This is a genomic window from Streptomyces bikiniensis (genome assembly GCF_000716625.1).
Lineage (GTDB): Bacteria > Actinomycetota > Actinomycetes > Streptomycetales > Streptomycetaceae > Streptomyces > Streptomyces bikiniensis.
Genome location: NZ_JNXJ01000013.1, coordinates 82678 through 106639 on the forward strand (window position 1 = coordinate 82678; position 23962 = coordinate 106639).

The window sequence follows — 23962 nt, forward strand, 5'->3', positions numbered from 1 at the left end:
GGTCGGACGCGCGCCCCGGAGGCCGGGATCGGGACCCGGGGGTCAGACCCTCTCCGTCCGCTCCTGTTCGTCGGCCGCGCCGCCCGCCCCCACGAGCCCCTTGGAGACCGTGCCGAGGCGCGGCTCGAAGCGCCTCATCTCGCGCTGCCCCACGGTCGCGATCAGACCGGGCAGGTAGCCGCGGATCGACTGCATCCCGCGCAGCCACCACTGGGCGTAGACGTGCGGCGAGCGCCGCTCGATGCCCGCGACGATCCGGTCGACGGCCGGGCCGAGGGGGTACGTGCGGTTCGACGGCCACGGCAGCCGCTGCCGCAGCTCCCGCATGACGTCGTCCTCGTCGGCGCCGCGCACCATGTCCGTGTCGGTCCAGGACAGGTAGCCGACGCCGACCTTCACGCCCTTGTACGCGACCTCGGCGCGCAGGCTGTGCGCGAAGGCCTCCACGCCCGACTTGGAGGCGCAGTACGCCGTCATCATCGGGGCCGGGGTGATCGCGGCGAGCGAGGCGATCTGGAGGAAGTACCCGCGGGACTCCATGAGGACGGGCAGGAACGCCCGGCCGGTCACGGCGCCGCCGATCAGGTTGACCTCGACGACCCGCCGCCAGGCGACCGGGTCGGAGTCCACGAACGGACCGCCCGAGGCGACACCGGCATTGGCGACGACGACGTCGACCTTCCCGAACCGCTCCTTCACCTCGGCCGCGACCCGGGACATCGCCTCGTGGTCGGTGACGTCGGCGTGCCACCAGTCGGCCTCCGTGTGGAGCCGGCCCGCGACCTCCTTGAGCTGCTCGGGCTCCAGGCCGACGAGCGCGATCTTCGCGCCGCGCGCGGAGAGCTTGCGGGCGAGGAGTTCGCCGACGCCGCGGGCCCCTCCGGTGACGACCGCGACCTGTCCTTCGAGACTCACCCTGCTCATGCGTCCTCCTTGGCGTTCACGGTGGTGGTGTCCTTCACGCCCAGGTACGTGAGGGTCAGTTCGCGGATCTGCGCGGTGACGGCCTCCGGGGCCTCCACCGGGGTCATGTGCCCCATGCCGGCCAGCTCGACCAGGCCCGTGCAGTGCGGCAGCGCCTCGGCCATCGCGCGGGAGTGGGCGGCCGGGGTGAGCCGGTCGGCGGTGCCGACGAGCACGGCGACCGGCAGCCGCAGCGCCCGCACGCCCCGTTCGAGGTCGAGCCCGGCGAGGACCTGCGACCAGCCGTGGCGGGGGCCGCGCGGGCAGGCGTGCACGATCCGGGCGCAGGCGTCGACCTTCTCGGGGGCCGAACCCGGGCCCATCGTCGCGTACTTGAGGACCCTCTTCGAGACGGCGTTGACCGGTCCGAGCGGCGCCTTGGAGCCGAGGACGGCGGCGGTGAGCCGGGTGCGCAGCCCGCCGGGCCGCAGCGGTACGACGGTGGCCTCGGCGGTCAGCCGGGAGGGGCCGGTGGAGCAGAGCAGCACGGCGGCGGCGTGGTCGCGCAGGCCGTGGCGCTCGGCGGCGGCCATGATCGTCATGCCGCCCATGGAGTGCCCGGCGAGGACGGCCCGCTCGCCGGTGGCGAGGGTGGCGGAGAGCACCGCCTCCAGGTCGTCGGCGAGCGCGGTGGTCGAGTAGCCGCCGGGGCCGGGGTCGGGCGAACGCCCGTGGCCGCGCTGGTCGTAGGCGATGACCCGGTGGTCGGTGGAGAGGGCCCGGATCTGCTCGGCCCAGAAGGCGACGGAGCAGGTCCAGCCGTGGGCCAGGACGACGGCGGGGGCGCCCTCGGGGCCGTACACCTCGACGTGGATGCGGGATCCGTCGGTGGAGGTGACGGTGAGTTCGCGGGCCCCGGGGAGCGGGGTCAGGTGCCGGTTCGCGGTGCGGTCGCTCACTTGGCGGCCTCCTTCTTCGTGCGGGAGGGGCGGGACGCGGCGGCGGGGGCGGGCGCGCGGATCACCTCGTACTCGGAGAGGTCGACCTGCCGGGTCTCGCGCCGGAACTCGCCGGTGGTGCCGGGCCAGAGGGTGGTGTTGCGGCCGTTGGCGTCGAGGTACCAGCTCTCGCAGCCGCCGGACTTCCAGACGGTCCGCTCCATCCGGGCCTGCACCTTGCGGTTCCAGGCGCCCACGGCGGAGGGCCGGGCGGCGAGGGCGGCGCGCCCGCCGAGGACGGTGAGCTGGCGCAGGTAGTCGGCCATGTAGTTCAGCTGGGACTCGATCATCAGGATCATCGAGGAGTTCCCGAGGCCGGTGTTGGGGCCGATGATCGTCATCCAGTTGGGGAAGCCGGCCGCGGTGGCGCCGCGCAGCGACTCCATGCCGTCCTTCCAGGCGTCGGCGAGCGAGAGCCCGTCGGCCCCGAAGACGCGCTCGGCGATCGGCATGTCGGTGACGTGGAAGCCGGTGCCGAAGACGATCGCGTCGACCTCGGTCTCGGTGCCGTCGGCGCCGACCAGGATCGAGCCGCGGACCTCGCGCAGGCCGGAGGCGACGACGTCGACGTTGGGCTGCGCGACCGCCGGGTAGTACGTGTTCGACAGCAGGATGCGCTTGCAGCCGATGCGGTACGAGGGGGTCAGCCTGGCCCGCAGGGCCGGGTCCTTGACCGCCCGGGCGATGTTGGCCCTGGCGAGCTTCTCGACCAGGCCCAGCTCGCCGGGGTGCTTGGTGAAGGCGCCGACCTGGAGCTCGCGGATGCCCCAGAGCAGGCCGCGGCGCAGGGTCGCGGTGAAGGGCAGGGCGCGGTGCAGCCGGCGCTCGGCGCCGGTGATGTTGCGGTCCATGCGGGGCATGACCCACGGGGGCGTGCGCTGGAAGAGCGTGAGCCTGCGGACCTGCGGCTGGATCGCGGGCACGATCTGGATGGCGGAGGCGCCGGTGCCGATCATGGCGACGCGCTTGCCGGTGAGGGCGTAGTCGTGGTCCCAGCGGGCCGAGTGGAAGACCTTGCCGGGGAAGTCGGAGAGCCCGGGGATGTCGGGGATCTTGGGGTCGGAGAGCGGGCCGGTCGCGGAGACGACGACCTCGGCGCTGAAGGAGCCGGAGGAGGTCTCGATCTCCCAGCGCAGCGCGTCGGCGTCCCACTCCATCCGCAGCACCTCGTGGTTCAGGCGCAGGTGCGGCCGGATCCCGAAGGTGTCGGTGACGTGCTCCAGGTACGCGCGGATGTGGCGCTGCCCGGAGAAGGTGCGGGGCCAGTCCGGGTTGGGCGCGAAGGAGAAGGAGTAGAGGTGGGAGGGGACGTCGCAGGCGCAGCCGGGGTAGCTGTTGTCGCGCCAGGTGCCGCCCACGGAGTCGGCCCGCTCCAGGACCACGAAGTCGGTGATCCCCTCGCGGCGCAGCCGGACGGCGGCCCCGAGGCCGCCGAATCCCGATCCGATCACCGCCACCCGTACGTGCTCGTGCTTCGCCATGCCGCCTCCCGTGCGCCCGGCCCGATTCCGCCAGCAATCACTGGCATGGTGGGGACTGTAGAGCAGCTCCATACCGAGCGGTAGGGGTACGGCGAGGGAAAGTTACCGGCGGTACAACATAGGCTGGCGGACGTGGCAGAAGGATCGGGACCCGGAACGGGCGAGCGCGCGGCAGGCGCGGGCGGCGGTGCGGCGGGTACGGGCGGAGGCCCGGCGGGTACGGGCGGCGTCGGTGCGGCGGGCGCGGGCGGAGGCCCGGCGGGTACGGGCGCGACGGGCGCGCACGCCACCGCGCCCCCGGCGGAGGGCGTGCGCGAGTACCGCATGGAGGAGCTGGCCGCCGCCGCCGGCATCACCGTGCGCACCCTGCGCTTCTACCGCGAGCGCGGCCTGATCCCGCCGCCCCGCCGCGAGGGCCGGATCGCCTGGTACGACGAGCAGCACCTGGCCCGGCTGCGGACCATCGCCGCCCTCCTGGAGCGCGGCCACACCCTCAATGGCATCGCCGACCTGACCACGGCCTTCGAGAGCGGCCGGAACGTCCGCGAGGTCCTCGCCATCGACGTCCCCAGCGAGGAGGAGCCGGTCCGGCTGACCCCCGAGGAGCTGGCGGACCGCTTCGCGGGCGAGGTGACGCCCGAGAACCTGGCCGCCGCCCTCGACCTGGGCTACCTCGTCACCGACGGCGAGGAGATCGTCCACGTCAGCCGCCGGCTCCTGGACGTCTCCGCCGCGCTCGTCCGCGAGGGCGTGCCGCTCGCGGACGTCCTCAAGGCGGGGGCGAGGGTCCGCGAGCACGCCGAGGCGCTCGCGGAGCTGTTCACCGAGCTGCTCCGCGCCCACGCGGCCGAGGAGGACCTGTGGCGGCTGCGCCCGCTCGCCAAGAGCGTGGTGGAGGCGGAGCTGTCGATGGCCCTGGACCGCCGCCTGCGCGACGCGCCCTGAACGGGACCTACAGGTCGTAGACGGCGGTGACGGGCGCGTGGTCGCTCCACCGCTCGTCGTGGGTGGCGGCCCGCTCGACGTACGCCTTCACGGCCCTGGCGGCGAGCCCCGGCGTGGCGATCTGGTAGTCGATCCGCCAGCCGCTGTCGTTGTCGAAGGCCCGCCCGCGGTAGGACCACCAGGAGTAGGGACCCTCCTGGTCGGGGTGGAGCTCCCGGACGACGTCCACGTACCCGCCGTCCTCCGCGTCGAGGACCCGGCTCAGCCACTGCCGCTCGTCGGGCAGGAAGCCGGCCTTCTTCTGGTTGGCCTTCCAGTTCTTGAGGTCGGCCTCGCGGTGGGCGATGTTCCAGTCGCCGCAGACGACGACCTCGCGCCCCTCGGCGGCGGCCCGGACGCGGAGGTCCCTCAGGTAGGGCAGGAACTCGCCCATGAAGCGGTACTTCTCGTCCTGCCGCTCGGTGCCGACCTCGCCGGAGGGCAGGTAGAGGCTGGCGACGGTCACGCCGGGCAGGTCGGCCTCGACGTACCGGCCGCTGTCGGCGAACTCCAGGCACCCGAAGCCGACCCGGACCGCGTCCGGCTCGCGCCGGGTGTAGAGGGAGACGCCGGCCCGCCCCTTGGCGGTGGCGGGGGCGTGCACGGCGGACCAGCCCTCGGGCGCCCGCACCTCCGGGGGCAGCTGGGCCTCCTCGGCGCGCACCTCCTGGAGGCAGAGGACGTCGGCGGAGGTCCCGGCCAGCCACTCGACGAAGCCCTTCTTGGCGGCGGCGCGGAGACCATTGACATTGGCGGTCGTGACAGTGAGCATCCCGGGAGAATACCGACACCCGCCACCCGCACACACGTACGATGAAACGCATGAACATCCGTCCCACCCCTTACGATCACCCCGACGCCGTCAAGCTCGAGGACGCGGTCCAGGCGGAGTACGCCGTCCGCTACGGCGACGAGGGCGACGCCACGCCGCTGGACGCCGGGATGTTCGTCCCGCCCCGCGGTCTCTACCTGCTCGCGTACCACCCGGAGGGTCACCCCCTCGCCACCGGCGGCTGGCGCACGCAGGACGCGAACGACCAGGGGTACGCGGACGGCGACGCCGAGCTCAAGCGCATGTACGTGATCCCCGAGGCCCGCGGCCTGGGTCTGGCCCGCCGCATCCTCGCGGCCCTGGAGGCCGACGCCCGCGCCGCCGGCCGCACCCGCATGGTCCTGGAGACGGGCACGGCCCAGCCGGAGGCCATCGCCCTCTACACCTCCAGCGGCTACGTCCCGTGCGCCAAGTTCGGCCACTACCGGGAGTACGAGAACAGCCGCTGCTACGCGAAGTCACTGGTCTGATCCGCCGGGCCCCGTCAGCCGCCGCCCCCGCCCGCGGCGCGGCGGCGACGGTAGGCCCGCGCGGTGCCCAGTCCGATGAGGACGCTGGGGAGGACGACGAGGACGCCGTTGACGGTCGGGTCCTGGTCACCGATCAGAAGGGCCGCCAGGGAGGACAGGGCGAGGACGCCGACGCCCGTCACCACCAGGAACAGCGCGAGCTCGTTCCACCGGTCCTTCGAGCTGTGGGTCACGCCCCGCATACTGCCCCGGCCCGGCAGGGGGCTTCGCGCCGCCTCGCCGGGAAAGCGGGAATCCCGCCCGATCTTCCGATCGGGCGGGATTCCGGTCGCCCGCGGGCCGGCATGATCGACAAGACGCGCCCTACGGCGTGCCGGACCCCACCGGGCTCACCACGCACTCGGCCGCCGCCCGCCACACCTCGGCGGCGAGCTCGGGCATCCGGGTGTTCTGCACCTCGGCGGCCAGTTCCTTCAGCCGGGTCACCGCGCCCATGTCGCCGGGGCGGACGGACAGCTTCTCCTGGAGGATCCGGAAGCGGACGCGGTCGCGGTACGTGAAGAGGTGGAGGCCCTGCTCGGCCTCCGCCACGAGTGCGGCCGCGCGATCCGGGTCACCGAGCTGGAAGGCCAGCTGGGCCCGGAGGAAGAGGAACTCCTGACGGTGCCGAGGCGGTCCGGCGAAGTCCAGGACCGGCTCGACGGCCGACAGCAGTCCCTGCGCCTCGTCCAGCCTCGGCGACAGGCCCTGGAGGCAGAGCGAGGCCGCGCCGAGCCGCAGGCGCATCCAGAGGGTGATGTCGTCCCGGCTGTCCAGACAGGCGATCGCCTTGTCCAGGTACTGCCGCGCACCCTCGTCGTTGCCCTGGCGGGTGCTCACCGTCGCCGCCGTCCAGTACGCCTCGGCGGCCAGCGCCCCGCGCTCGGACGGCAGCGCGGACAGGACGTCGAGGCTGATCCGCATCGCCTCGGCGACGTTGCCGACCTCGGCCTCCGCGGAGACCAGGAGCAGCCGGCTGCGGAGCAGGTCGGCGGCGGGCAGCCGGACACGGTGGTGCTCGCCCAGCCGCAGGGCCTCGCGGACCGCACGGCGGGCCAGCTCCATGTCGCCGCGGTTGCGGGCGCACCGGGCCACCCGCTGCTTCGTGTACACCTGGAGGGCGGGGCGATCCAACTCGTCACTGAGCGCGCTCAGTTCCCCGAGGACCTTGAACTCCTCGGGGAACTCACCCAGCAGGGCGTGCAGTTGGGCCAGCAGGGCCAGCGCCTGCCAGCGGGTCGAGGCGTCGGCGCCCTTGGCCCGGTCGAGCGTCTCGGCCAGGAGGTCGCGCATCTCCGCGTCCCGCTCGCTGTCCGGCCGGGACGCCAGGGTGGCGACGACGTCCGAGAGTTCGTCCTCCGTGCGCTCGGCGAAACTCTCCAGGGGAATGCCGAGGCGTTCGGCGAGGTAGTCGACGGCGCGCTGGGTGGGGAATCGGGCGCCCGACTCCAGCCGCGAGAGGTACGCGGCGGACATGCCGGGCCCGGTCAGCTCCGCCTGGGTCTTGCCCTGCTGCAGCCTCAGCTGGCGCAGGCGTCGTCCAAAGCCAGGTTGTTCCAGCACGCGACCACCGCCTTCGAGAATTTCCTCCGATGCCCCGCACAAGCATCGAGGGGGGCCATCATAGCCCCCCTCGATACATTGCGGCAAAGATTGACCAGTACTGGCAACCAAGCGCCGAAAAAACGACTCCCGAAATGGCCGAAAGGCAAACCTGGAGTTACGGCCAGTCGATCGGGGGAACGGCGAGGGCGGTGACGGTGCGTGCCTCCCCCGCGGAAGCACCCTCCCCCACGCCGGCTGAAACCGCACCCGCGAACAGGAGAGCGGAGAAAGCGACAGCGGCTATTCGGGCAACTGCGGTCTTCTTCATGGGAATCCTTTGCTGAACCTCAATGATCGCCTGCGGTGGGGCCGTGCCAATGTATCGGCCGCGCGATCACTTGGCAAGCCTTGACAAGAATGTCAACTCCAGGGCCGGACGCATGCGCATCGCCGGTTTTCGATCGGTATGACACCCTGGCCCGGCACCCGCCCCGAGGGGCCGCACCCCGCCCCTCAGGGGGATTCCGGATAGAGGAACCGCTCGTACTCGGGGCCGTAACGACGCTCCAGCGACTCAAGGGACGCCTCGGTCCACTCGGTGGCACGGGCGATCCGCGCCCGGGAGGAGACCGCTTCCGGATTCCAGGATTCCGGGTCCCAGAGCTTCGCCCGCATGAACGACTTGGCGCAGTGGAAGTACGCCTCTTCGACGCTGACCAGGAGGGCGAGGTCGGGACGGTGGCCGCGGACCACCATCTCGTCGAAGAAGGGAGCCGAACGCACCAGTCGGGCCCGCCCGTTGACCCGGAGCGTGTCGCCCCGGCCCGGAATCACGAAGATCATTCCCACCCGAGGGTTCTGCAGAACATTGCGCCAGGTGTCCAGCCGGCGATTGCCCGGCCGGTCGGGCAGCGCGAGCGTCCGCTCGTCGAGAATGCGTACGAAACCCGGTGGATCTCCGCGCGGGGAGACATCGCAACTCCCGTCCGCAGCGGCGGTCGCGACCAGACAGAAAGGAGAATTCCGAATCCATTCGGTTTCATGGGCGCGCAGTACCGGGCTCGCCTTTCGGAACACCACGGAATTCGCCGGGCCGACCAGTTCCCGCAGTTCTTCCTCGGTGCTTATCTCCTCGTACTCCATGCCTTTCTCCGTGCCGTCCCCCATGCCGTCCCCCATGCCGTCCTCCCTGTCGTGTTCCGGTCGTCCTCCGGGCCGTCACTCGGGCCGTCACTCGGCCGGATCGGCCGTCCCGGGCTCCGTGGTGACCCGGATCGTCGCGCAGGCCTTCTCGCAGAGCGCCACCGCCGCGTCGGCGTCCGGGGCCACCGCGATCACCTGGCCCAGGCGGTCCCAGCTCGACCGCAGCGGCCGGACCACGCTCCCCGGCTCCACCGGCAGGTCCACCTCCACCACTCCGTCCAGGGCCCGGGCCGCCTCCAGCCCCTCGACCGCCGTCACCGTGCCCGGCTCGGCGCCCAGGAAGCGGGTCGCCGCCGACCGCAGCGGGGCCGGCCGCTCGTCCAGGGCCGGCAGCCCGCCGCCCGGCCAGGCCACCGTGTACCGCTCGATGTCGAAGCCGTACGCCTCCTCCACCAGGTCCCGGATCCGGTCGCCGCCCGGCCGGTTGTGCGACTCGATCACCCGCGGCCCGCGCTCCGACAGCCGCACCTCCGTGTGGCTGGGACCGCCCACCACCCCGACCGCGTCCAGGAACGTCGTCACGCACTCCACGACCGCCGCCTCGTCCGCCGCGGCGATCCGGGCCGGCACCACGTGCCCCAGCTCCACGAAGTTGTCGTACGTCAGCTTCTCCGTGACGGCCACCACCACGTGGCGGCCCGCGAAGGTGAACGCCTCCACGCTGAGCTCCGGCCCGGAGACGTACTCCTCCATGAGGAAGCGGTCCAGCGGGAAGAAGCGGGCGAACTGGTGGTCCGAGTGACGCAGCCGCGTGATCGTCTCCCACACCTCGTCCAGCCGGTCCGCCGACTCGACGAGCTGGAGTCCCAGGCTGCCGATGCCGTCGACCGGCTTGACGATGAACGGGTACCCGTGGCGCGAGCCGAAGGCCGTCAGGCTCTCCCGGTCGCCGACCTCCTCCGCCGCGACCGAGACCGACGGGGCCGTGGCGGCCAGGTGCCGGCGCATGCTCAGCTTGTCCCGCAGCAGGTGGGCCACCTCGTGGGAGACGCCCCCCAGGCCCAGCAGGTCGCTGATCCGGCCCGCCGGTTCCACGCCCGCCTCCGTCGTGGTCACCACGCTCGTGAAGCCGTACGCGCGGTGCGCGGCGGCCACCAGGGGCTCGGTCACCGACCAGTCGGTGTAGTCCACCAGGAGGGCCGCGTCCACCAGGGAGGCGTGCTCGGGGGTGAACTGGCCGGGCTGCTGGAGGTAGACGACGCCGAGGCCCTGCTCCTTGGCCTTGCGGACGTTCTCGATCCGCCCGCCGACGACCAGCACGCGCTGTTCGGACATGTTGCTCCTTCACATGACGTTCGATGGTGGGCCCTTCGGGCCCGAATGACCGGGTCGCCGGACCGCTGGAATGCCGGACCGCCGGACCGCCGGGCCTCCGGCTCTCCGGCTCTCCGGCTCTCCGGACCGCCGCCTCAGGCGCCGGGGGCGGGCTCCGCGTCCCCGGTGAGCTCCACGACGGCCCCGGCGGCCAGCTCCCGGGCCAGCGCCCGCATCCGGTCCGGGGTGGCGCAGTCCAGGACCGCCCAGGCCAGCCGGTCCCCCGAGTCCTCGGCGGGACGCACCCGCGCGCCCGGCGCCAGCCTGGCGTCGTGCCGGGCCACCTCCGGCGACCGGGCCGCCCAGGCGGACAGGTCGAGGGCGGCGAGCGTCCCCGTACCGGGCGACGACAGGAAGAGGCTGCCCGCGGAGCGCACCGGGCCGTGGCCGTCCGGCACCGCCGGCTCCTCGTCCAGGGCGAGGCGCAGGCAGGCCGCGAAGGCGTCGAACCCGTGGGCCCGGCCGACGAGTTCCATGATGTGGTCGCCCGGGGTGCGGACGGCCACCTCCATGATCACCGGCTGGTCGTCGGAGACCGCCCGGAACTCCAGGTGGGCGATGCCGGTCACCATGCCGAGCGCGGCGACCACGCCGCGGCACAGCTCGTCCGCCGCCTTCCGCAGCGCGGGCCGGTCCGCTCCGTGGCCCGCCTCGTGGAGCAGCTCCACGAAGTGCGGCGGGCCGGTGGTCTCCTTACGGGTCAGATTGGTGAACAGGACCCGGCCGCGGTGGACCAGGGCCTCCACGCTGTACTCCTGGCCCTCGACGTACTGCTCGACCAGGAGCGGTCCCTCGGCGTCCCGGCGCGCGACCGCGTCCGCCCAGGCGTCGGGGGTGCCGATCCGCTCCACGCCCTGGCTGCCCTGCGAGGAGACCGGCTTGACCACGACGGGCAGCCGCGCCAGGGCCCAGTCGGTGGCCTCCGACAGCCGCCGGGTGTGGCGGTGGGCGGGCTGGGGCAGTCCGGTGCGGCCGAACTCGGCGCGCTGCAGGGCCTTGTTGCGGGAGACGGTCGCCGCGTCCAGGCCGGGCCCGGGCAGTCCCAGCCGGTGCTGGACCATCGCCGTGGCCAGCACGTGCGGCTCGGCGAAGCCCCAGACGGCGTCCGGGCCCAGCCGGGCCGCCAGGGTGGTCGCGGGCGCCAGCCAGCTCTCGTCCCGGCCCGCGGCGGCCTCGTCGACGGGTTCGAAGTCCACGAGGCACGGGAAGCGGTCCACGAGCTTGGCGTGCCGGGCGGGGGTCTCCACGACGCCCACCCGCAGCCCCAGGTCCTGGGCCGCGTGCAGGTACCCCTCGGCCATCACACCGGCGCCGACGAGGAGGATCGTGCGCTGCGTATCGTCTGCCATGGTTGGTGCTCCCAGATCTGTCTCGTACGAGGGGTGTTCAGCCCGCCGGAAGGGCGCCCGGGTCCGGCAGCGCCGGGCAGTCCGCGTCGAGGGCGGCCGCGCGCAGCAGCCGTTCGAGGGCGGCCGTCCACCGCTCGGCCCACTCCGGGGGGTGGACGGCGGTGTCGACCTGCAGGAGCAGCCGGATGCCGTCGGCGTCCACGTCGGCACTGAGGTAGTGGCTCGCTCGCCACGGATCGGCGTCGGTCCACTCCGTCTCGGCCCGGTCCGCGGCGGCCGCGAGTTCCGCCGCGGTGGTCGGGCGGACGGGCAGGGCGGTGGAGCGCGGCCGGTAGTTGAGGGTCGGGGTGGCGTCGATCCGCACGCCCCGCTCCTCCGCCACGGTCCGGAGCAGCGCGGACAGCCGGTCGGGCGGGGCGCCGCCGGCCCGGAAGGCGCGCAGCGAGGCCGCGGCGGTGCGGCGCACCAGTTCGCGGAAGCCGGCGCCGGCCGTGTCCACGCAGCAGGGGACCGGCTGGGACAGCGGCAGGACGGCCGCGGCGGTCTCGGGCCGCAGCCGGTTCGCCGCGATCAGCTGGACCGCCCCGTACCGGACGGCGCCCGTGCCGTCGCCGGCGGGCACGGGACCGGTCCTGGCGGCGTCGAGGGCCACCAGTGCGGCCGCGAGGACGGCGGCCGGGGACTCCCCGGTGCCGGCGGCGACGGCGCCGACGGCGAGGTCCAGGGCGGGGGAGCGGTGCCGGAGGAACCGGTACCGCTCCCCCGTCGGCGTACCGGCCGGGGAACCCTGCCACGGGCCCGTCACGGGTTCCGGGGCGGGGGGCATGTGCCGGTAGGCGTGTTCGGCCAGGCTCAGGGCGCGCCGGGCGGCTCGCTCGCCCGCCGGGGACGACTCGGCGGCCGCCTGCTCGCGGGGCCCGCGCGCGGGGCCGCCCCGGGCGGGCGCGGAGCGGGCCACCGGGTCGGCCTCGGCGATCCGTTCGACCAGGTGCGCGGAGACCGGGACGAGCGCGTACGCGTCGACGGCGACGTGGCTGAAGGCCAGGGCGAGGTACCGCGCGCGGTCCCCCTCGGTGACGAGCGCCGCGCGCACCGGCCAGCACTCCGTCACGTCCAGGGGCGGGGCGGCGAGCGCGTCGAGGACGGCGCGCGCACGCTCCCCCGCGGTGCCCGCGGGCGCCTCGTGGACGGCGAGGCGCAGGACGCCGTGCCGGTGCACCCGTTGACGCGCCCCGCCCGCCCCGTCCCGTACGACCCGGCTGCGCAGCACCTCGTACCGTTCGAGCAGTTCGCGCAGCGCGTCGGCGGTGCCCGCCTCGGTCGTCCCCGGACGCAGCCGGTACAGCCGGGGGACGTTGAGCCCCCGCCCGTGCTCCCGGGCCGCGTCGACCTCGGTGAGGTAGTACCGCTGGCTCCAGGTCAACGGCGCCTCGAAGGTGCCGGGGGCCGTCTCGCCGGTCGTGTCGCCCGCCGCGGGGTCCACCGCGGCCTGGAAGCGTACGGGGACGATGCGGCACGGGCCGGGGGCGGGGTGGGACACGGGCTATGCCTCCGGGGCCGTCTCGTCCAGCGGCGACCAGGTGAAGCGGAGGGTGTCGCCGGCCGCGTGGGCGCGGGCCAGGGCCTGCTCGCGGTCGGCGCCCTCGGCGATGATCCAGGCGGCCCGGTCGCGGTTGGAGCCGTTGGCCCGGTAGTCGATGCCGGCCTGGACGCCGGGGCGCAGGTGCACCTCGTGGACGCCGTCGAGGGCGAGGGCCTCGTCCACTCCGTCGACGGCGTCGAGGTGGCCGCTGGAGCGGAGCATCAGGAAGTGGATCGCGGCGGTGCGGTCGGTGGTGAGCGTGAGGTCCGGGGTGCCGCCGAGGAGCGCGGTCATGTGGAGCCGGCACATGTCGACGCCGCTGGCGATGCGGACGGCCTCCGGGATGCGGTCCCCGGCGATGCGGCCGTTGACCTCGATGACCCGGGCGTCCTTGCCGTCGGCGGTGAGCTTGAGCTCGACGTGGGACGGGCCCCAGGTGATGCCGACGGCCTTGACGGCGAGTTCGGCCTTCTCGACGAGCAGCCGCTCCTGCTCCCCGGGCAGGGCGGCCGGGAAGACGTGGCCCATCTCCAGGAAGAGGGGCGGCTCGCTGCCGATCTTCTCGGTGAGGCCGAGGACCTTGCCGTGCATGATCTCCGCGGAGTACTCGGCGCCCGGGACGCACTCCTCGACGATCACCTTCGGGGTGACCGCGTGGCCGAGGTACTCGCCGAGCCGCATGACCTCCGCGGTGATGGCGGTGACGTCCTCCGCGTTCTCGCAGCGGCGGACGAACAGGCTGCCGGTGAGGTCGAGCGGCTTGACGACGACGGGGTAGCCGATCTCCTCGGCGGCGGCCGCCGCGTCCTCCGGCGACGCGGCCACCCGGAACAGCGGGTTGAGGCCGGGCACGCCCGCCATCGCCTCGCGCATCGCGGACTTGGAGCGGCAGACGGCGACGGCATCCGGGTCGGGACCCGCCAGGCCGAGCCGGGCGGCGACCCGGGCGCCCATGTCGCAGTAGTACTCGTAGACGGAGGTGACGCCCACGAGTTCGCCCCGGGTGGCGAGCTCCTCGCAGAAGGCCACGATCGCGTCGGCGGAGTCGACGTCGCAGGCGCGGATCTCCACGCCGAGTTCGGCGTAGTCGTGGAGCAGCGAGGGGTGCAGGTGCGCCGGGTCGGCGGCGAGGATGATCGGCGTGATGCCCTGCTCCAGCAGGAAGCGGGCGCAGTCCTGGCCGGCGCCGGTCCAGGGGGAGTCGATGAACACTGCATAGCGGGGGGACACGGTTACTCCATTTCGGTTGCTCTGGGAGGGCGGGTCACGTCTCAGGTGCGCAGCGGAGCGCCGTCCGCCGCCGGGGACTCCTCGGGTGCGGGGAGGTCGCGCAGGGTCCGCAGCCGGGAGAGCACCAGCCACAGGACGCCCGCGCTCATGCCGGCGCCGCCGACGAGGAGGGCGCCGCGGACCCCGATCCACTCGCCGAGGGCTCCGCCGGTCAGCGAGCCGAGCGGCAGGATCCCCCAGACCACGAAGCGGACGCTGGCGTTCATCCGGCCGAGCAGTTCCGGCGGGCACAGTTGCTGCCGGATGCTGACCTGACCGACGTTGTAGACGACGATGCCGAAGCTCATGGCGAACCAGGGCACCGCGAACAGCAGGCTCTGCCAGCCGCTCTCGGCGAACGGGATGAGCAGGGCGGTGGGCACGGTCAGCAGGTACGAGGTCCACATCGCGCGCACCTGTCCGAACCGGCGGGCGAGGCGGCCGGCGAAGGCGGCGCCGAGCACCCCGCCGACGCCGCTGACCGCCATGAGGACGCCGACGGTGGTGCCGGAGAGCCCCATCTCGTCGACGAGCAGCAGCATCACCAGGGGCAGGGTCACCGCGTAGAAGAAGTTGTAGGTGGCGGCGGAGCCGGTGATGGCCCGGAAGACCGGCTCGCGCAGGACGTACCGGAGCCCCTCGCGGATCTCGGCGCCCATCCGGCGCCGCTCCGGGCGCTCCGGCACCGCCTCCGGGGTGCGGATGCGGGAGAGCAGGAGCGCGGAGACGACGTGGGTGGCGGCCTGTACGGAGACGGTGGCGACGGCGCCGGCGAGCTGGACGAGGCCGCCGCCGAGGGTGGGCCCGGCCAGCCGGGAGACCGCGTTGGTGCTCTCCAGCCGGGCGTTGCCCTCGACCAGGTGGTCCCGGCCGACGACGACGGGGATGTACGACTGGTAGGCGATCTCGAAGAACGCGGTGGCCAGGCCGACGAGGAGGGTCACCCCGAGCAGGACGGGGAAGGTGATCGCGTCGAGGAGGAAGCCGACGACGATCGCCGCCATCAGCAGGGCCCGCAGCAGGTCGCAGGTGATGAGGATCGGGCGGCGCCGGGACCGGTCGACGAGGACGCCCGCGGGCAGGCCCACGAGGAGGAACGCCACCGTCTGCGCGGCCTGGAGCAGCCCCATCTGGAACGGGGTCGCGGACAGGGTGCTCGCGGCGAGCAGCGGGATGGCGATCCGGGTCATGTTGGTGCCGACCATGCTGACCGTCTGCGCGCCCCAGAACAGCCGGAACTCGGGGTTCTTCAGGAGGCTCATGCGCCGTCCTGGTGGCCGACGGTGAGGCAGCGGGTCCAGAGGCCGGGGGCGGCGACGAAGGAGTTGTTGCTCCGGTTGACCCGGACGCGGCCGTCGTGCCCGTCGACGGAGCGGAGCAGGTCGAAGACGTTGCCGGCGAGGGTGATGTTGCCGGCGTTGCGGCGGGTGCCGTCGGGGCCGACGAGGACGGCGTTGGCGCCGATGGAGAAGTCCCCGGTGATGGGGTTGGAGGTGTGGGCGCCGTTGGCCTGCACCACGTGGAGCACGGTGCGGTCGGGGCGCACCTCGGTGCCGAGGTCGTCGGTGTGGCTCAGCAGCAGGTGGCCGGGGTGGACGGTCGGCATCTCCCCGTGGGGGCCCCGGTGCGCGGAGCCGGTGGCGGGCGCGCCCGCCTCGGCGGCCGTGCGGCGGGAGGAGAGGAAGCCGCGCAGGACGCCGTCCTCGACGAGCACGGTGGGGCCGGTGGGGGTCCCCTCGCCGTCCCAGGGGGTGGGGAGCGGGGAGCCGGCGGCCGTGGGGTCGTCGAGGAGGGTGACGCCGGGGGAGGCGACGCGGGCGCCCACGCGGTCCTTCAGGGGTGAGCGGCCTTCGAGGACGGAGTCGAGGAGGAACGCGGGGGCGACGAGCGTGAGCAGCCGGGAGACCACCCGGCCGTCGACGAGCAGGTCGTCGTGGTCCGGGGCGGCGGCCGGGCGGGAGGCCAGGATCCGGGCGAGGGCGACGAGTTCGGGGAGGTCGGTGCGCTCGGCGCCGTCGAGGACCTCCTCCACGGTGCGGCCGAAGAGCTGGTGGCCGATGTAGCCGGTGCCCTCGCCGCGGGCGGTGATCCGGGCGAAGAGCTGCGCGACGCCGGTGTCGTACGAGGCGGGGGCGGAGCCCGCGCGGTGGAGCCGGACCCGGGTGCGGTCGGCGCGGGCGCGCAGCTCGATCTCCAGGTCCCCGGTCCCCTCGGCGAGCGCGCGCAGCCGCGCGGTGGCGTCGTCCCCGATCCGGGGCAGGGGGGCCGCGGCGGGGGTGTGGGGGGCGCGGTCCGCGTCGGGCGCGGGGGCCGGGGCGGCCGGGGGCGGGGTTCCGGTGGCGAGGACGCGTCCGACGGCGAGGGCGGTGGTGACGAGCTCGGGGTCGGCGGCCCCCGGGGCGTTGCGGACGGCGTAGCCCTCGGTGCCGTCGGCCCACACGGTCAGCGCGGTGGCCCCGGAGGAGACCTCGCTGCGGCGCTCGACCGCCCCGGCCCGGCAGACGAGTTCCTCGGTCTCGTGCCAGGCGGTCCAGACCTCGGCGTCGGCGCCGTGCCGCGCCGCCTCGGCGAGGAGGGCGTCGCTCGCGCCGGACCCGGTGTCGGCGCCGGTGAAGTCCTCGGGCGCGCGGGAGGTGGTGGTCATCGGCCCGTACCCCCCACGAGCAGGGAACCGACCCGGAGGGTCGGGCCGACGACGCCGACCGTCACCCACTGGCCGAACTTGCCGCACTTGGCCGCGCCCACCGTGCTGTCGTCGGCGACGGCGTCGATGTCCCTCAGCACCTGTGTTCCCGTTCCCGTGATGGTCGTCTCCTCGATGGGGTCGGTGACCCGCCCGTCCACGATCAGGTGGCCGTTGGTCACTCGGAAGGTGAACTCGCCGGTGGACTCGATGACTTCGCCGCCGCCGACGTGTTCGGCGTAGATGCCGTACTCGGTGGAGGCGATGATCTCGTCGACGGTGGAGGTGCCGGCGGCGAGGCGGGTGTTGGTCATGCGCGGCTGGGGCGGCTGGAGGGCCGTGGTGCAGCGGCCGTTGCCGCTGCTCTCCAGACCGAGCCGGGCCGCGGACTCCTGGTCGGTGAGCCAGCCGGTGAGGACGCCGTTCTCGATCAGGGTGGTGGGGGTGGCGCGCACCCCCTCGTCGTCGTAGCCGTACGAGCCGACGGCGCCCGGGACGGTGGGATCGTCCGTCAGGGTCACCAGCGGGGAGGCGATCGTCCGGCCGAGCTGCCCGGCGTAGACGGAGCCGCGCAGCACCTCGTCGCCCTCCAGCGGATGGCAACAGGCCTCGTGGAGCAGGACCATGCCGCGGCCGCCCGCGACGACCACGGGCAGCCGGCCGACGGGGGCGGGCCGGGCCGCCAGGCCCGTGACGGCGCGGCGGGCGACCTCGGCCCCGGCGGCGCGCATGTCGATGCCGGAGAGCGGGCCGCTGACGCCGGGGGTGTAGAACCCGGTGGCGACCCGGCCGCCCCTGCGGGCTATGACGCGGACGGTGAGGTAGCTGAGCAGCCGGGTCTCGTCGTGCACGAGGCCCTGCGCGTCGACCAGGCAGTGGTCCTGTTCGGCGAGTTCGAAGTCGATGACGACCTGGGCGACCGCGGGGTCGAAGTCGCGGGCGGCCTGTTCGAGTTCGCGCAGGGCGGTGAGCGCCGCGCCGGGTTCGGTCCAGGCGGGGCGGTGCCCGGCCTGTCCGTCTCCGTGCGCACCGGCCCCGCCGCCGCCGCCGGCGGCGAGCCGTGCGACGGTCGGGTCGAGGCCCGGGACGGAGCGGTGCAGGAAGGTGTCGCGCGTGACGTACCGCGCCGCCGTGGCCCGGCCCCACTGCACGCTGATGTCGCTGACGCGGCCCTCGGCGAGCCGGCCGCTGGTGCGGTGCCAGGTCTGTACCTGGCCGGACGCGGCGAGGTGGCCGCGGGGGCGGTTCCGCTCCAGTTCGGCGGCCAGGTCGTGGCCCACCGCCCTGAGGGAATCACGCGGGTGCATCGATGGTCTCCTTGGCGTGTCGGAGCGTTCGGCGTTCGGGTGCGGCGCGGGGGGCCGTCAGGCCTTGGTGGACCACATCCGGAACATGTAGCGGTTGACTCCGTCCGTCCGGTCCTCGCTCATGTCGATCTCGCGGGGCCGGAAGCGGTCGTAGAACGCCGTACGGGTGTGCAGGAAGCGGTCGTCGGCGGAGACCAGGGTCTGCCCGCGCTCCAGCCGGACGCGGTACTGCACCGAGGACTGGTCGAGGACGGCGTCGAAGAAGTCGAGCGCGGCGCGCTGTTCGTCGGTGATGGGCTCGCCGACCTTGTCGTGGGCGACCTCGATATAGGTGCGGAAGTAGCGGACCAGCGGTTCGCCGTCGGCGGTGTAGCGGATGATCGGCGAGCGGAAGAAGCCGGTCTCGCCCGACAGCGACATGCCGCGCTTCTCGAACCAGAAGTCCTGCGTGAGGACGGCGAGGACGTCCGGGTGGCGCTCCAGGACCTCGTGGACGGGCTTGGCGTCGACGAGGATGGACTCGCCGCCGATGTAGGCGGACTGGCCGCAGGAGAGCAGCAGGTAGTCGATGGGGTCGACGTCGTTGACGGCGTCGTTGTGCATGTACGAGCCCTGCTTGGTCTGGTGGTAGCGGGCGCCGTCCTCGATGGTCTTGCGGACGCCGCGGTCGTAGACCTCGATCAACCGCCAGCCGTCGGTGTTCTGGACCATGGGCCGGCCGAGGGCGGTGCCGAGGACCCAGGCGTACAGCGCCTGCCCGCGGAGGCTGTCCACGCCGGCGACGCGGTCGTACACGATGAAGTGCGCCGTGTCGTCGATGACGTGGCGGGTCGCGTCGACCTCCGCCGCGAAGAGCGGGACGGCGGCGAGGTCGACCTCGACGGCGTCGACCCGGCCCGTGGGGAAGCGCCGGTCGAGCTCGGCGACGTACGCGGCCACCTCGCGCTGCGCGGGCTCCGAGAAGGCGTGGAACGTCTCTGCCGGAACCTCCAGGGTGCGGGGGTGAGTGGGCGCGAGCGTGGTGCTCATTCTCTGCTGTTCCTCTCTGGATTCCCGATGACCCGCGGCGGGTCCGGCAAGCATTGCACCATGTAGGCAAGTCATTGACAAGATTGTTGACATCCTCGCCGTCACCGCCCTAACTTCAACTCGTGTCGCCCGGCCAACACCCCGGCGACCAGAGAGAACACAGGCAGAGACGAGTCAAGGCGTTGCCTAGACATCGCTCCGGCATTGCCTACAACGGCGTAGAGCGATTCGATCCACCACATCGAACGATTCAGGAGTCTCAGGCGTGCAGCGGTCCATCTATCCTTCATTTCGCTCTGTGCTGGCCGACAACGAAATTGTTCGTGTGGCGGGCGCCAACCACGCCCTCGGCGGGCTGCTCGCAGAAGAGGCCGGGTTCCAGGCCGTCTGGTCGTCCAGCCTTGAGGTGTCGGCGTCGCGCGCCCTGCCCGACGCGAGCATCCTGAGCATGACCGAGTACCTCGAAGCGGCCGCCAACATCCAGAAGGCGCTGCGGATCCCGGTCGTCGCCGACTGCGACACCGGCTACGGCGGCAACCTCAACGTGGCCCACATGGTCCACGAGTTCGAGGCGGCCGGCATCACCGCGATCTGCATCGAGGACAAGCTGTTCCCGAAGATGAACAGCTTCGTCGCGGGCGGCCAGACCCTGCTCGGCACCAAGGAGTTCGCCGACAAGATCCGCATCGCCAAGGCGGCCCAGGCCACCAAGGAGATGTTCGTCATCGCCCGCACCGAGGCCCTCATCAGCGGGCTCGACGTCGACGCGGCCCTCGAACGCTGCCGCGCCTACGCCGACGCCGGCGCGGACGCCGTCCTCGTCCACTCCAAGGTGAAGACCCGCGACCAGGTCGTCGGGTTCCTGGAGGGCTGGGACTTCCGCTGCCCGGTGGTCATCGTGCCGACGACCTATCCGGACTGGCACATCGACGAGATCAAGCAGGCCGGCGTCTCCGTCGTCATCTACGCCAACCAGGGGCTGCGCGCCACCGTCAGCGCGCTGCGCGAGACCTACCGCTCCGTCTACGAGAACGGCGACTCCACGGCGGTCGAGGACTCCATCGCCTCCGTCCAGGACGTCTTCGCCCTGCAGCGCCTGGAGGCCTGGCAGAAGCTCGACGTCTGATCGCCGGGACGGACCGTAGGGGGCGGGACAGAAGAAGCGGAAACGACTCTTGGCCATCATCTCCACAGCGGACGAACTGTTCGACAGCGACGTCTACGTCGACCTCGGACAGACCCTTCGCCTCCCGCTGCACCTCAAGTGCGAAGGCTTCAACTTCGCCGGCTCCGTCAAGCTCAGGGCCGCCACCTCCATGATCGCGTCGGCCGAACGGCTCGGCCTGATCGACGAGCACGCCACCATCGTCGAGTCGTCCTCCGGAAACCTCGGAGTGGCGCTCAGCGTGGTGGCGGCCGCCCGCTCCCTGCGGTTCGTCTGTGTCACCGATCCCAAGTGCAACCCCTCGACCGTCAAGCTCATGCGGGCCCTCGGCAGCGAGGTCGTGGTCGCCGACCGGCCCGACGCGGACGGCAGTTACCTGTCCGCCCGCAAGGCGCTCGTCCGCGAGCTGTGCGCCCGCAACTCCGGTTACGTGTGGCTCAACCAGTACGAGAACCCCGCCAACTGGCTGGCCCACTACGAGAACACCGCGCCCCTGATCGCCAAGCAGTTCCCCGGCCTCGACGTGCTGTTCATCGGCACCGGCACCGGGGGCACCCTCACCGGCTGTGCCCGCTGGTTCCGGGACAACCGCCCCGGCGTGCGGATCATCGCGGTGGACACCGTGGGGTCCGTCAACTTCGGCATGGCCCCCGGCCCCCGGCACCTGCCGGGGCTCGGCGCCAGCGAGCCGATGCCGCTGGTGGCCGAGGCCCGGCCGGACGAGATCGTCCGGGTGCACGAGCGCGACACCGTGCGGATGTGCCGTCGCCTCGCCCGCCACGGATTCCTCATGGGCGGCTCCACCGGGACCGTCGTCAGCGGTGCCGCCCGCTGGCTGGAGCAGCACGCCACCGGCTCGCCCGCCCTCACCTCGGTGGCCATCTCCGCCGACATGGGCGACCGCTACATCGAAACGGTCTACGACGACGCCTGGGTGCGGAGCACCTACGGCGACCTCGACAAGGAACAGGAAGAGAGCAATGGCTGAGCAGCAGGGCGGCCCCCCGCAGTTCTCCGTCGTCCCCGGCGCGGCGGTGCACCGCGGCCTCGAAGGGCGCAGGGCGGAGATCATCGACCTGGTGGAGGCCGCCTACCGCCGCCACGGCGAAGGCGGGACCGTCAACCCGCCCTCGTACTTCCTGCGCTTCCCCGACCGGCCCACCGCCCGGATCATCGCCCTGCCGGCCTCGGTCGGCGGCACGGGCGGCGCGGACGGCACGGGCGACGCCGACCGCACGGGCGACGCGGACGGCACGGCCCTGACGGCCGGTGTGGACGGGATCAAGTGGATCTCCAGCTTCCCCACCAACCTGGAGCGGGGCATCCCGCGCGCCTCCGCCGTCCTGCTGCTCAACGACCCGGCCACCGGCTACCCCTACGCCTGCCTGGAGGGGTCCATCATCAGCGCCGTGCGCACCGCCGCGTCGGCCGCCGCCGCGGCCCGGCGGATCGCCGCCCAGCGCGGCTCCACGCCCCGCCGCGTCGGCTTCTTCGGCACCGGTCTCATCGCCCGGTTCGTCCAGGACTACCTGGCCGAACTCGACTGGGACGTCGACGAGTACCACGTCTTCGACCTGAGCGACGACTACGCCGCCTCGTTCGCCCGGCAGGTCCTGGAGCCCACCGGCCGGCCGGTCCGCGTCCACTCCTCCGCCGAGGACCTCGTCCGCGCCTGCGACCTGATCGTCTTCGCCACCACCGCGGCCACCCCGCACGTGAACGACCCGGACTGGTTCTCCCACAACCCGCTGGTCCTGCACGTCTCGCTGCGCGACCTGGGCACCGACGTGATCCTGGACAGCGTCAACATCGTCGACGACGTCGAGCACGTGCTGAAGGCCGACACCTCGGTGCACCTGGCCGAACAGCGCACGGGCGGGCGGGACTTCCTGGACGGCACGCTGTACGACGTGCTCACCGGCAAGGTCACCGTCCCCGCCGACCGGCCCGTGGTGTTCTCCCCCTTCGGGCTCGGCATCCTCGACCTGGCCGTCGGCGCCCACGTCCACCGCACGGCCGTCGCGGCCGGAGAGGCCGTCCCCATCGGCGGCTTCTTCCACGAGCTGGACCGCCACCAGAGCGCGGGGGCGTCATGACCCTCCGAACCGCCCCGGCCCCGGCCCCCGCCGCGCCGGTCCTCACCCCGCTGCCGCTCGCAGAGGGCGCCGCGGCCCGCGCGGGCGCGCTCTCCCTCGGCCGGTCCGCGGAGTTCGACACCGCGCCCGGCGTGCTCCACCACGTCGCGCGCTTCGCCGCCGCCACCCCGGACGCGCCCGCCGTCGTCGACGGCGACACCACCCTCACCTACCCCGGACTGCTGGCCCGCGCCGCCCGCTTCCGCGCCGCCCTCGTCGCGGCCGGCTGCGGCGCGGGAAGCGTCGTGGCCGCCGTCGGCGAACGCTCCGCGGACACGATCGCCGCGTTCCTCGCCCTCGAAGGGCTCGGGGCCGTCTACCTGCCCGTCGCCACCGACTGGCCGGCCCAGCGGGTCACCGAGGTCCTCGAACGCGCCGCGGCCGGGTTCCTGCTCGACTACTCCGGCGGTCCGGGCGGCGGCGGGGCCGCCGGGGAGACCTCGGTCGCGGCGGCCGCCGGGCTCGGCGTCACCGTCGTCGCGGCCCCCGGCCCGGACGCCACCGCCGAAGCGGACGCCACCGGAGCCCCGTACGCCCCCGACGGCCGCGACCAGTCGCTGGAGCCCCGGTACTGCATCTTCACGTCCGGCACCACCGGCCGGCCCAAGGGCGCGGCCGTCGAGCACCGCGGCATGGTCAACCACCTGTGGGCCAAGGTCGCCGACCTGGACCTCACCGCCGGGGACCGGCTCGCGTTCACCGCGCCCCTGGTCTTCGACATCTCCGTCTGGCAGATGCTCGCCCCCCTCCTCGTCGGCGGCGCCGTCGTCGTCGTACGGCAGCCCGACCTCGACTTCCCGCGCCGGGTCCGCACCGTCCTGGAGCGCACCGGCGTCACCGTCGTCGAGCTCGTGCCCACCGTGGTCGGCTGGCTCGTCGGCGAGGCCGAGCGGCGCGGCCCGGTGCTGCCGGACCTGCGCTGGCTGATCTCCACCGGTGAGGAGCTCCGCCCCGAACTCGCCGCCCGCACGCTCGCGGCCCTCCCCCACGTGCGCCTGCTGAACGCCTACGGCCCCACCGAGTGCTCCGACGACGTCACCCACCACGAGGTGACCGCCGCCGACACCGGCCTGCCCCGGCTGCCCGTCGGCCGGCCCATCGACAACGCCCGGCTCTACCTGCTCGTGCACGAGGAGGACGAGGGCGTGTGGCGGTCCGCCGAGCCCGGCGAGGCCGGGGAGCTCTTCGTCGGCGGTGTCGTCGTCGGACTCGGCTACGTCAACGACCCGGACAACAACGCCCGCGCGTTCTTCGCCGACCCGCTGGACCCCGGGTCGCCCACCGGCCGGCTCTACCGCACCGGCGACCTGGCCCGCTTCGAGGAGGGCGTGGTGCTCTACCTCGGCCGGGTCGACCGCCAGGTCAAGGTCGCCGGCGTCCGCATGGAACTCGACGAGATCGAGGCCGTCCTGCTGCGCCACCCGGCCGTGGACCGCGCCGCCGTCACCGTCCCCGTCGTCGACGGGAACCCCGTGCTCGCCGCCCACTACACGGCCCGCGGGCCCGTGACGCCCGGGGAACTCCGCGCCCACCTGGCCGGCTCCCTCCCCGAGGCGATGGTGCCGCGCCGGCTCACCGAGCTGGACGCGCTCCCCCTGACCCCCAACGGCAAGACCGACCACCGTGCGCTGCGCCGGCTCGCGCAGGACGGCACGTCCCCCGCAGAGGTGTGAC

Annotated in this window: 21 protein-coding genes; 6 read left to right on the forward strand and 15 right to left on the reverse strand. The window is 73.4% G+C overall.

Translation table 11 applies throughout. The features are described 5' to 3' along the window. Positions 1 to 42 precede the first annotated feature (42 nt). Genes OO47_RS12410 through OO47_RS12420 form a run of 3 tightly spaced genes read right to left on the reverse strand, consistent with a single transcriptional unit; the run spans position 43 to position 3382 of the window. Positions 43 to 924, reverse strand: coding sequence for an SDR family oxidoreductase (locus tag OO47_RS12410; protein WP_030216826.1), 882 nt, complete (start codon positions 922 to 924; stop codon positions 43 to 45). Beyond that, on the reverse strand, positions 921 to 1862 hold the full coding sequence (locus OO47_RS12415) for an alpha/beta fold hydrolase (protein WP_051716142.1): 942 nt from the start codon (positions 1860 to 1862) through the stop codon (positions 921 to 923). Before OO47_RS12415 ends, OO47_RS12410 begins: the two co-directional genes overlap by 4 nt. Continuing rightward, entirely contained in the window at positions 1859 to 3382 is a 1524-nt protein-coding gene (locus OO47_RS12420) for a flavin-containing monooxygenase (protein WP_030216831.1), read from the reverse strand. Before OO47_RS12420 ends, OO47_RS12415 begins: the two co-directional genes overlap by 4 nt. Positions 3383 to 3706: 324 nt before the next feature. Here OO47_RS12420 and OO47_RS12425 point away from each other — a divergent pair, with 324 nt between their 5' ends. Then, entirely contained in the window at positions 3707 to 4327 is a 621-nt protein-coding gene (locus OO47_RS12425) for a MerR family transcriptional regulator (protein WP_030216833.1), read from the forward strand. A 7-nt stretch (positions 4328 to 4334) separates the two neighbouring features. On the opposite strand, the gene OO47_RS12430 is transcribed toward OO47_RS12425, so the two are convergent. Beyond that, positions 4335 to 5138 (reverse strand): exodeoxyribonuclease III, encoded by an 804-nt coding sequence (locus OO47_RS12430; RefSeq protein WP_030216836.1) that lies wholly within the window; start codon positions 5136 to 5138, stop codon positions 4335 to 4337. A 50-nt stretch (positions 5139 to 5188) separates the two neighbouring features. On the opposite strand from OO47_RS12430, the gene OO47_RS12435 reads away from it, so the two are divergent. Further along, entirely contained in the window at positions 5189 to 5668 is a 480-nt protein-coding gene (locus OO47_RS12435; RefSeq protein ID WP_030216839.1) for a GNAT family N-acetyltransferase, read from the forward strand. A gap of 14 nt (positions 5669 to 5682) precedes the next feature. On the opposite strand, the gene OO47_RS12440 is transcribed toward OO47_RS12435, so the two are convergent. The 11 genes from OO47_RS12440 to OO47_RS12490 form a co-directional block, all read right to left on the reverse strand. Then, entirely contained in the window at positions 5683 to 5901 is a 219-nt protein-coding gene (locus tag OO47_RS12440; protein WP_158708654.1) for a hypothetical protein, read from the reverse strand. A 130-nt stretch (positions 5902 to 6031) separates the two neighbouring features. Beyond that, entirely contained in the window at positions 6032 to 7270 is a 1239-nt protein-coding gene (locus OO47_RS12445) for a helix-turn-helix domain-containing protein (protein WP_033208942.1), read from the reverse strand. Between the two features lie 495 nt (positions 7271 to 7765). Beyond that, the gene (locus tag OO47_RS12450) at positions 7766 to 8431 is read right to left on the reverse strand and encodes a pyridoxamine 5'-phosphate oxidase family protein (RefSeq protein WP_234323146.1); all 666 of its coding nucleotides are present in this window, start codon (positions 8429 to 8431) and stop codon (positions 7766 to 7768) included. Positions 8432 to 8482: 51 nt separating this feature from the next. Continuing rightward, positions 8483 to 9730: an ATP-grasp domain-containing protein gene (locus OO47_RS12455; RefSeq protein ID WP_030216862.1), complete on the reverse strand. Its 1248-nt coding sequence runs from the start codon at positions 9728 to 9730 to the stop codon at positions 8483 to 8485. 134 nt (positions 9731 to 9864) lie between these two features. Continuing rightward, positions 9865 to 11118: an ATP-grasp domain-containing protein gene (locus tag OO47_RS12460; RefSeq protein ID WP_051716144.1), complete on the reverse strand. Its 1254-nt coding sequence runs from the start codon at positions 11116 to 11118 to the stop codon at positions 9865 to 9867. Positions 11119 to 11155: 37 nt separating this feature from the next. Next, the gene (locus OO47_RS12465) at positions 11156 to 12658 is read right to left on the reverse strand and encodes a condensation domain-containing protein (protein WP_030216867.1); all 1503 of its coding nucleotides are present in this window, start codon (positions 12656 to 12658) and stop codon (positions 11156 to 11158) included. A 3-nt stretch (positions 12659 to 12661) separates the two neighbouring features. Beyond that, positions 12662 to 13930, reverse strand: coding sequence for an ATP-grasp domain-containing protein (locus tag OO47_RS12470; RefSeq protein ID WP_158708655.1), 1269 nt, complete (start codon positions 13928 to 13930; stop codon positions 12662 to 12664). A gap of 41 nt (positions 13931 to 13971) precedes the next feature. Then, positions 13972 to 15231, reverse strand: a complete 1260-nt coding sequence (locus OO47_RS12475; protein WP_030216871.1) for an MFS transporter — start codon at positions 15229 to 15231, stop codon at positions 13972 to 13974. Then, on the reverse strand, positions 15228 to 16613 hold the full coding sequence (locus OO47_RS12480; protein WP_030216873.1) for a metallopeptidase TldD-related protein: 1386 nt from the start codon (positions 16611 to 16613) through the stop codon (positions 15228 to 15230). Before OO47_RS12480 ends, OO47_RS12475 begins: the two co-directional genes overlap by 4 nt. Further along, a complete protein-coding gene (locus tag OO47_RS12485) occupies positions 16610 to 17959 on the reverse strand; it encodes a TldD/PmbA family protein (RefSeq protein WP_078489613.1) in 1350 nt (449 codons plus the stop codon). The genes OO47_RS12480 and OO47_RS12485 overlap by 4 nt, the downstream gene beginning before the upstream one ends. Positions 17960 to 18016: 57 nt before the next feature. Further along, positions 18017 to 18988: a TauD/TfdA family dioxygenase gene (locus OO47_RS12490; RefSeq protein WP_030216876.1), complete on the reverse strand. Its 972-nt coding sequence runs from the start codon at positions 18986 to 18988 to the stop codon at positions 18017 to 18019. 298 nt (positions 18989 to 19286) lie between these two features. On the opposite strand from OO47_RS12490, the gene OO47_RS12495 reads away from it, so the two are divergent. The 4 genes from OO47_RS12495 to OO47_RS12510 are packed head-to-tail and all read left to right on the forward strand — an operon-like array spanning position 19287 to position 23961. Then, entirely contained in the window at positions 19287 to 20114 is an 828-nt protein-coding gene (locus tag OO47_RS12495; protein ID WP_245169189.1) for an isocitrate lyase/phosphoenolpyruvate mutase family protein, read from the forward strand. 49 nt (positions 20115 to 20163) lie between these two features. After that, positions 20164 to 21141 (forward strand): 2,3-diaminopropionate biosynthesis protein SbnA, encoded by a 978-nt coding sequence (gene sbnA / locus OO47_RS12500; RefSeq protein ID WP_030216878.1) that lies wholly within the window; start codon positions 20164 to 20166, stop codon positions 21139 to 21141. Beyond that, the gene (locus OO47_RS12505) at positions 21134 to 22249 is read left to right on the forward strand and encodes a 2,3-diaminopropionate biosynthesis protein SbnB (protein WP_030216879.1); all 1116 of its coding nucleotides are present in this window, start codon (positions 21134 to 21136) and stop codon (positions 22247 to 22249) included. The genes sbnA and OO47_RS12505 overlap by 8 nt, the downstream gene beginning before the upstream one ends. After that, positions 22246 to 23961, forward strand: a complete 1716-nt coding sequence (locus tag OO47_RS12510) for an amino acid adenylation domain-containing protein (protein ID WP_051716147.1) — start codon at positions 22246 to 22248, stop codon at positions 23959 to 23961. Before OO47_RS12505 ends, OO47_RS12510 begins: the two co-directional genes overlap by 4 nt. The last annotated feature ends 1 nt before the right edge of the window (position 23962 follow it).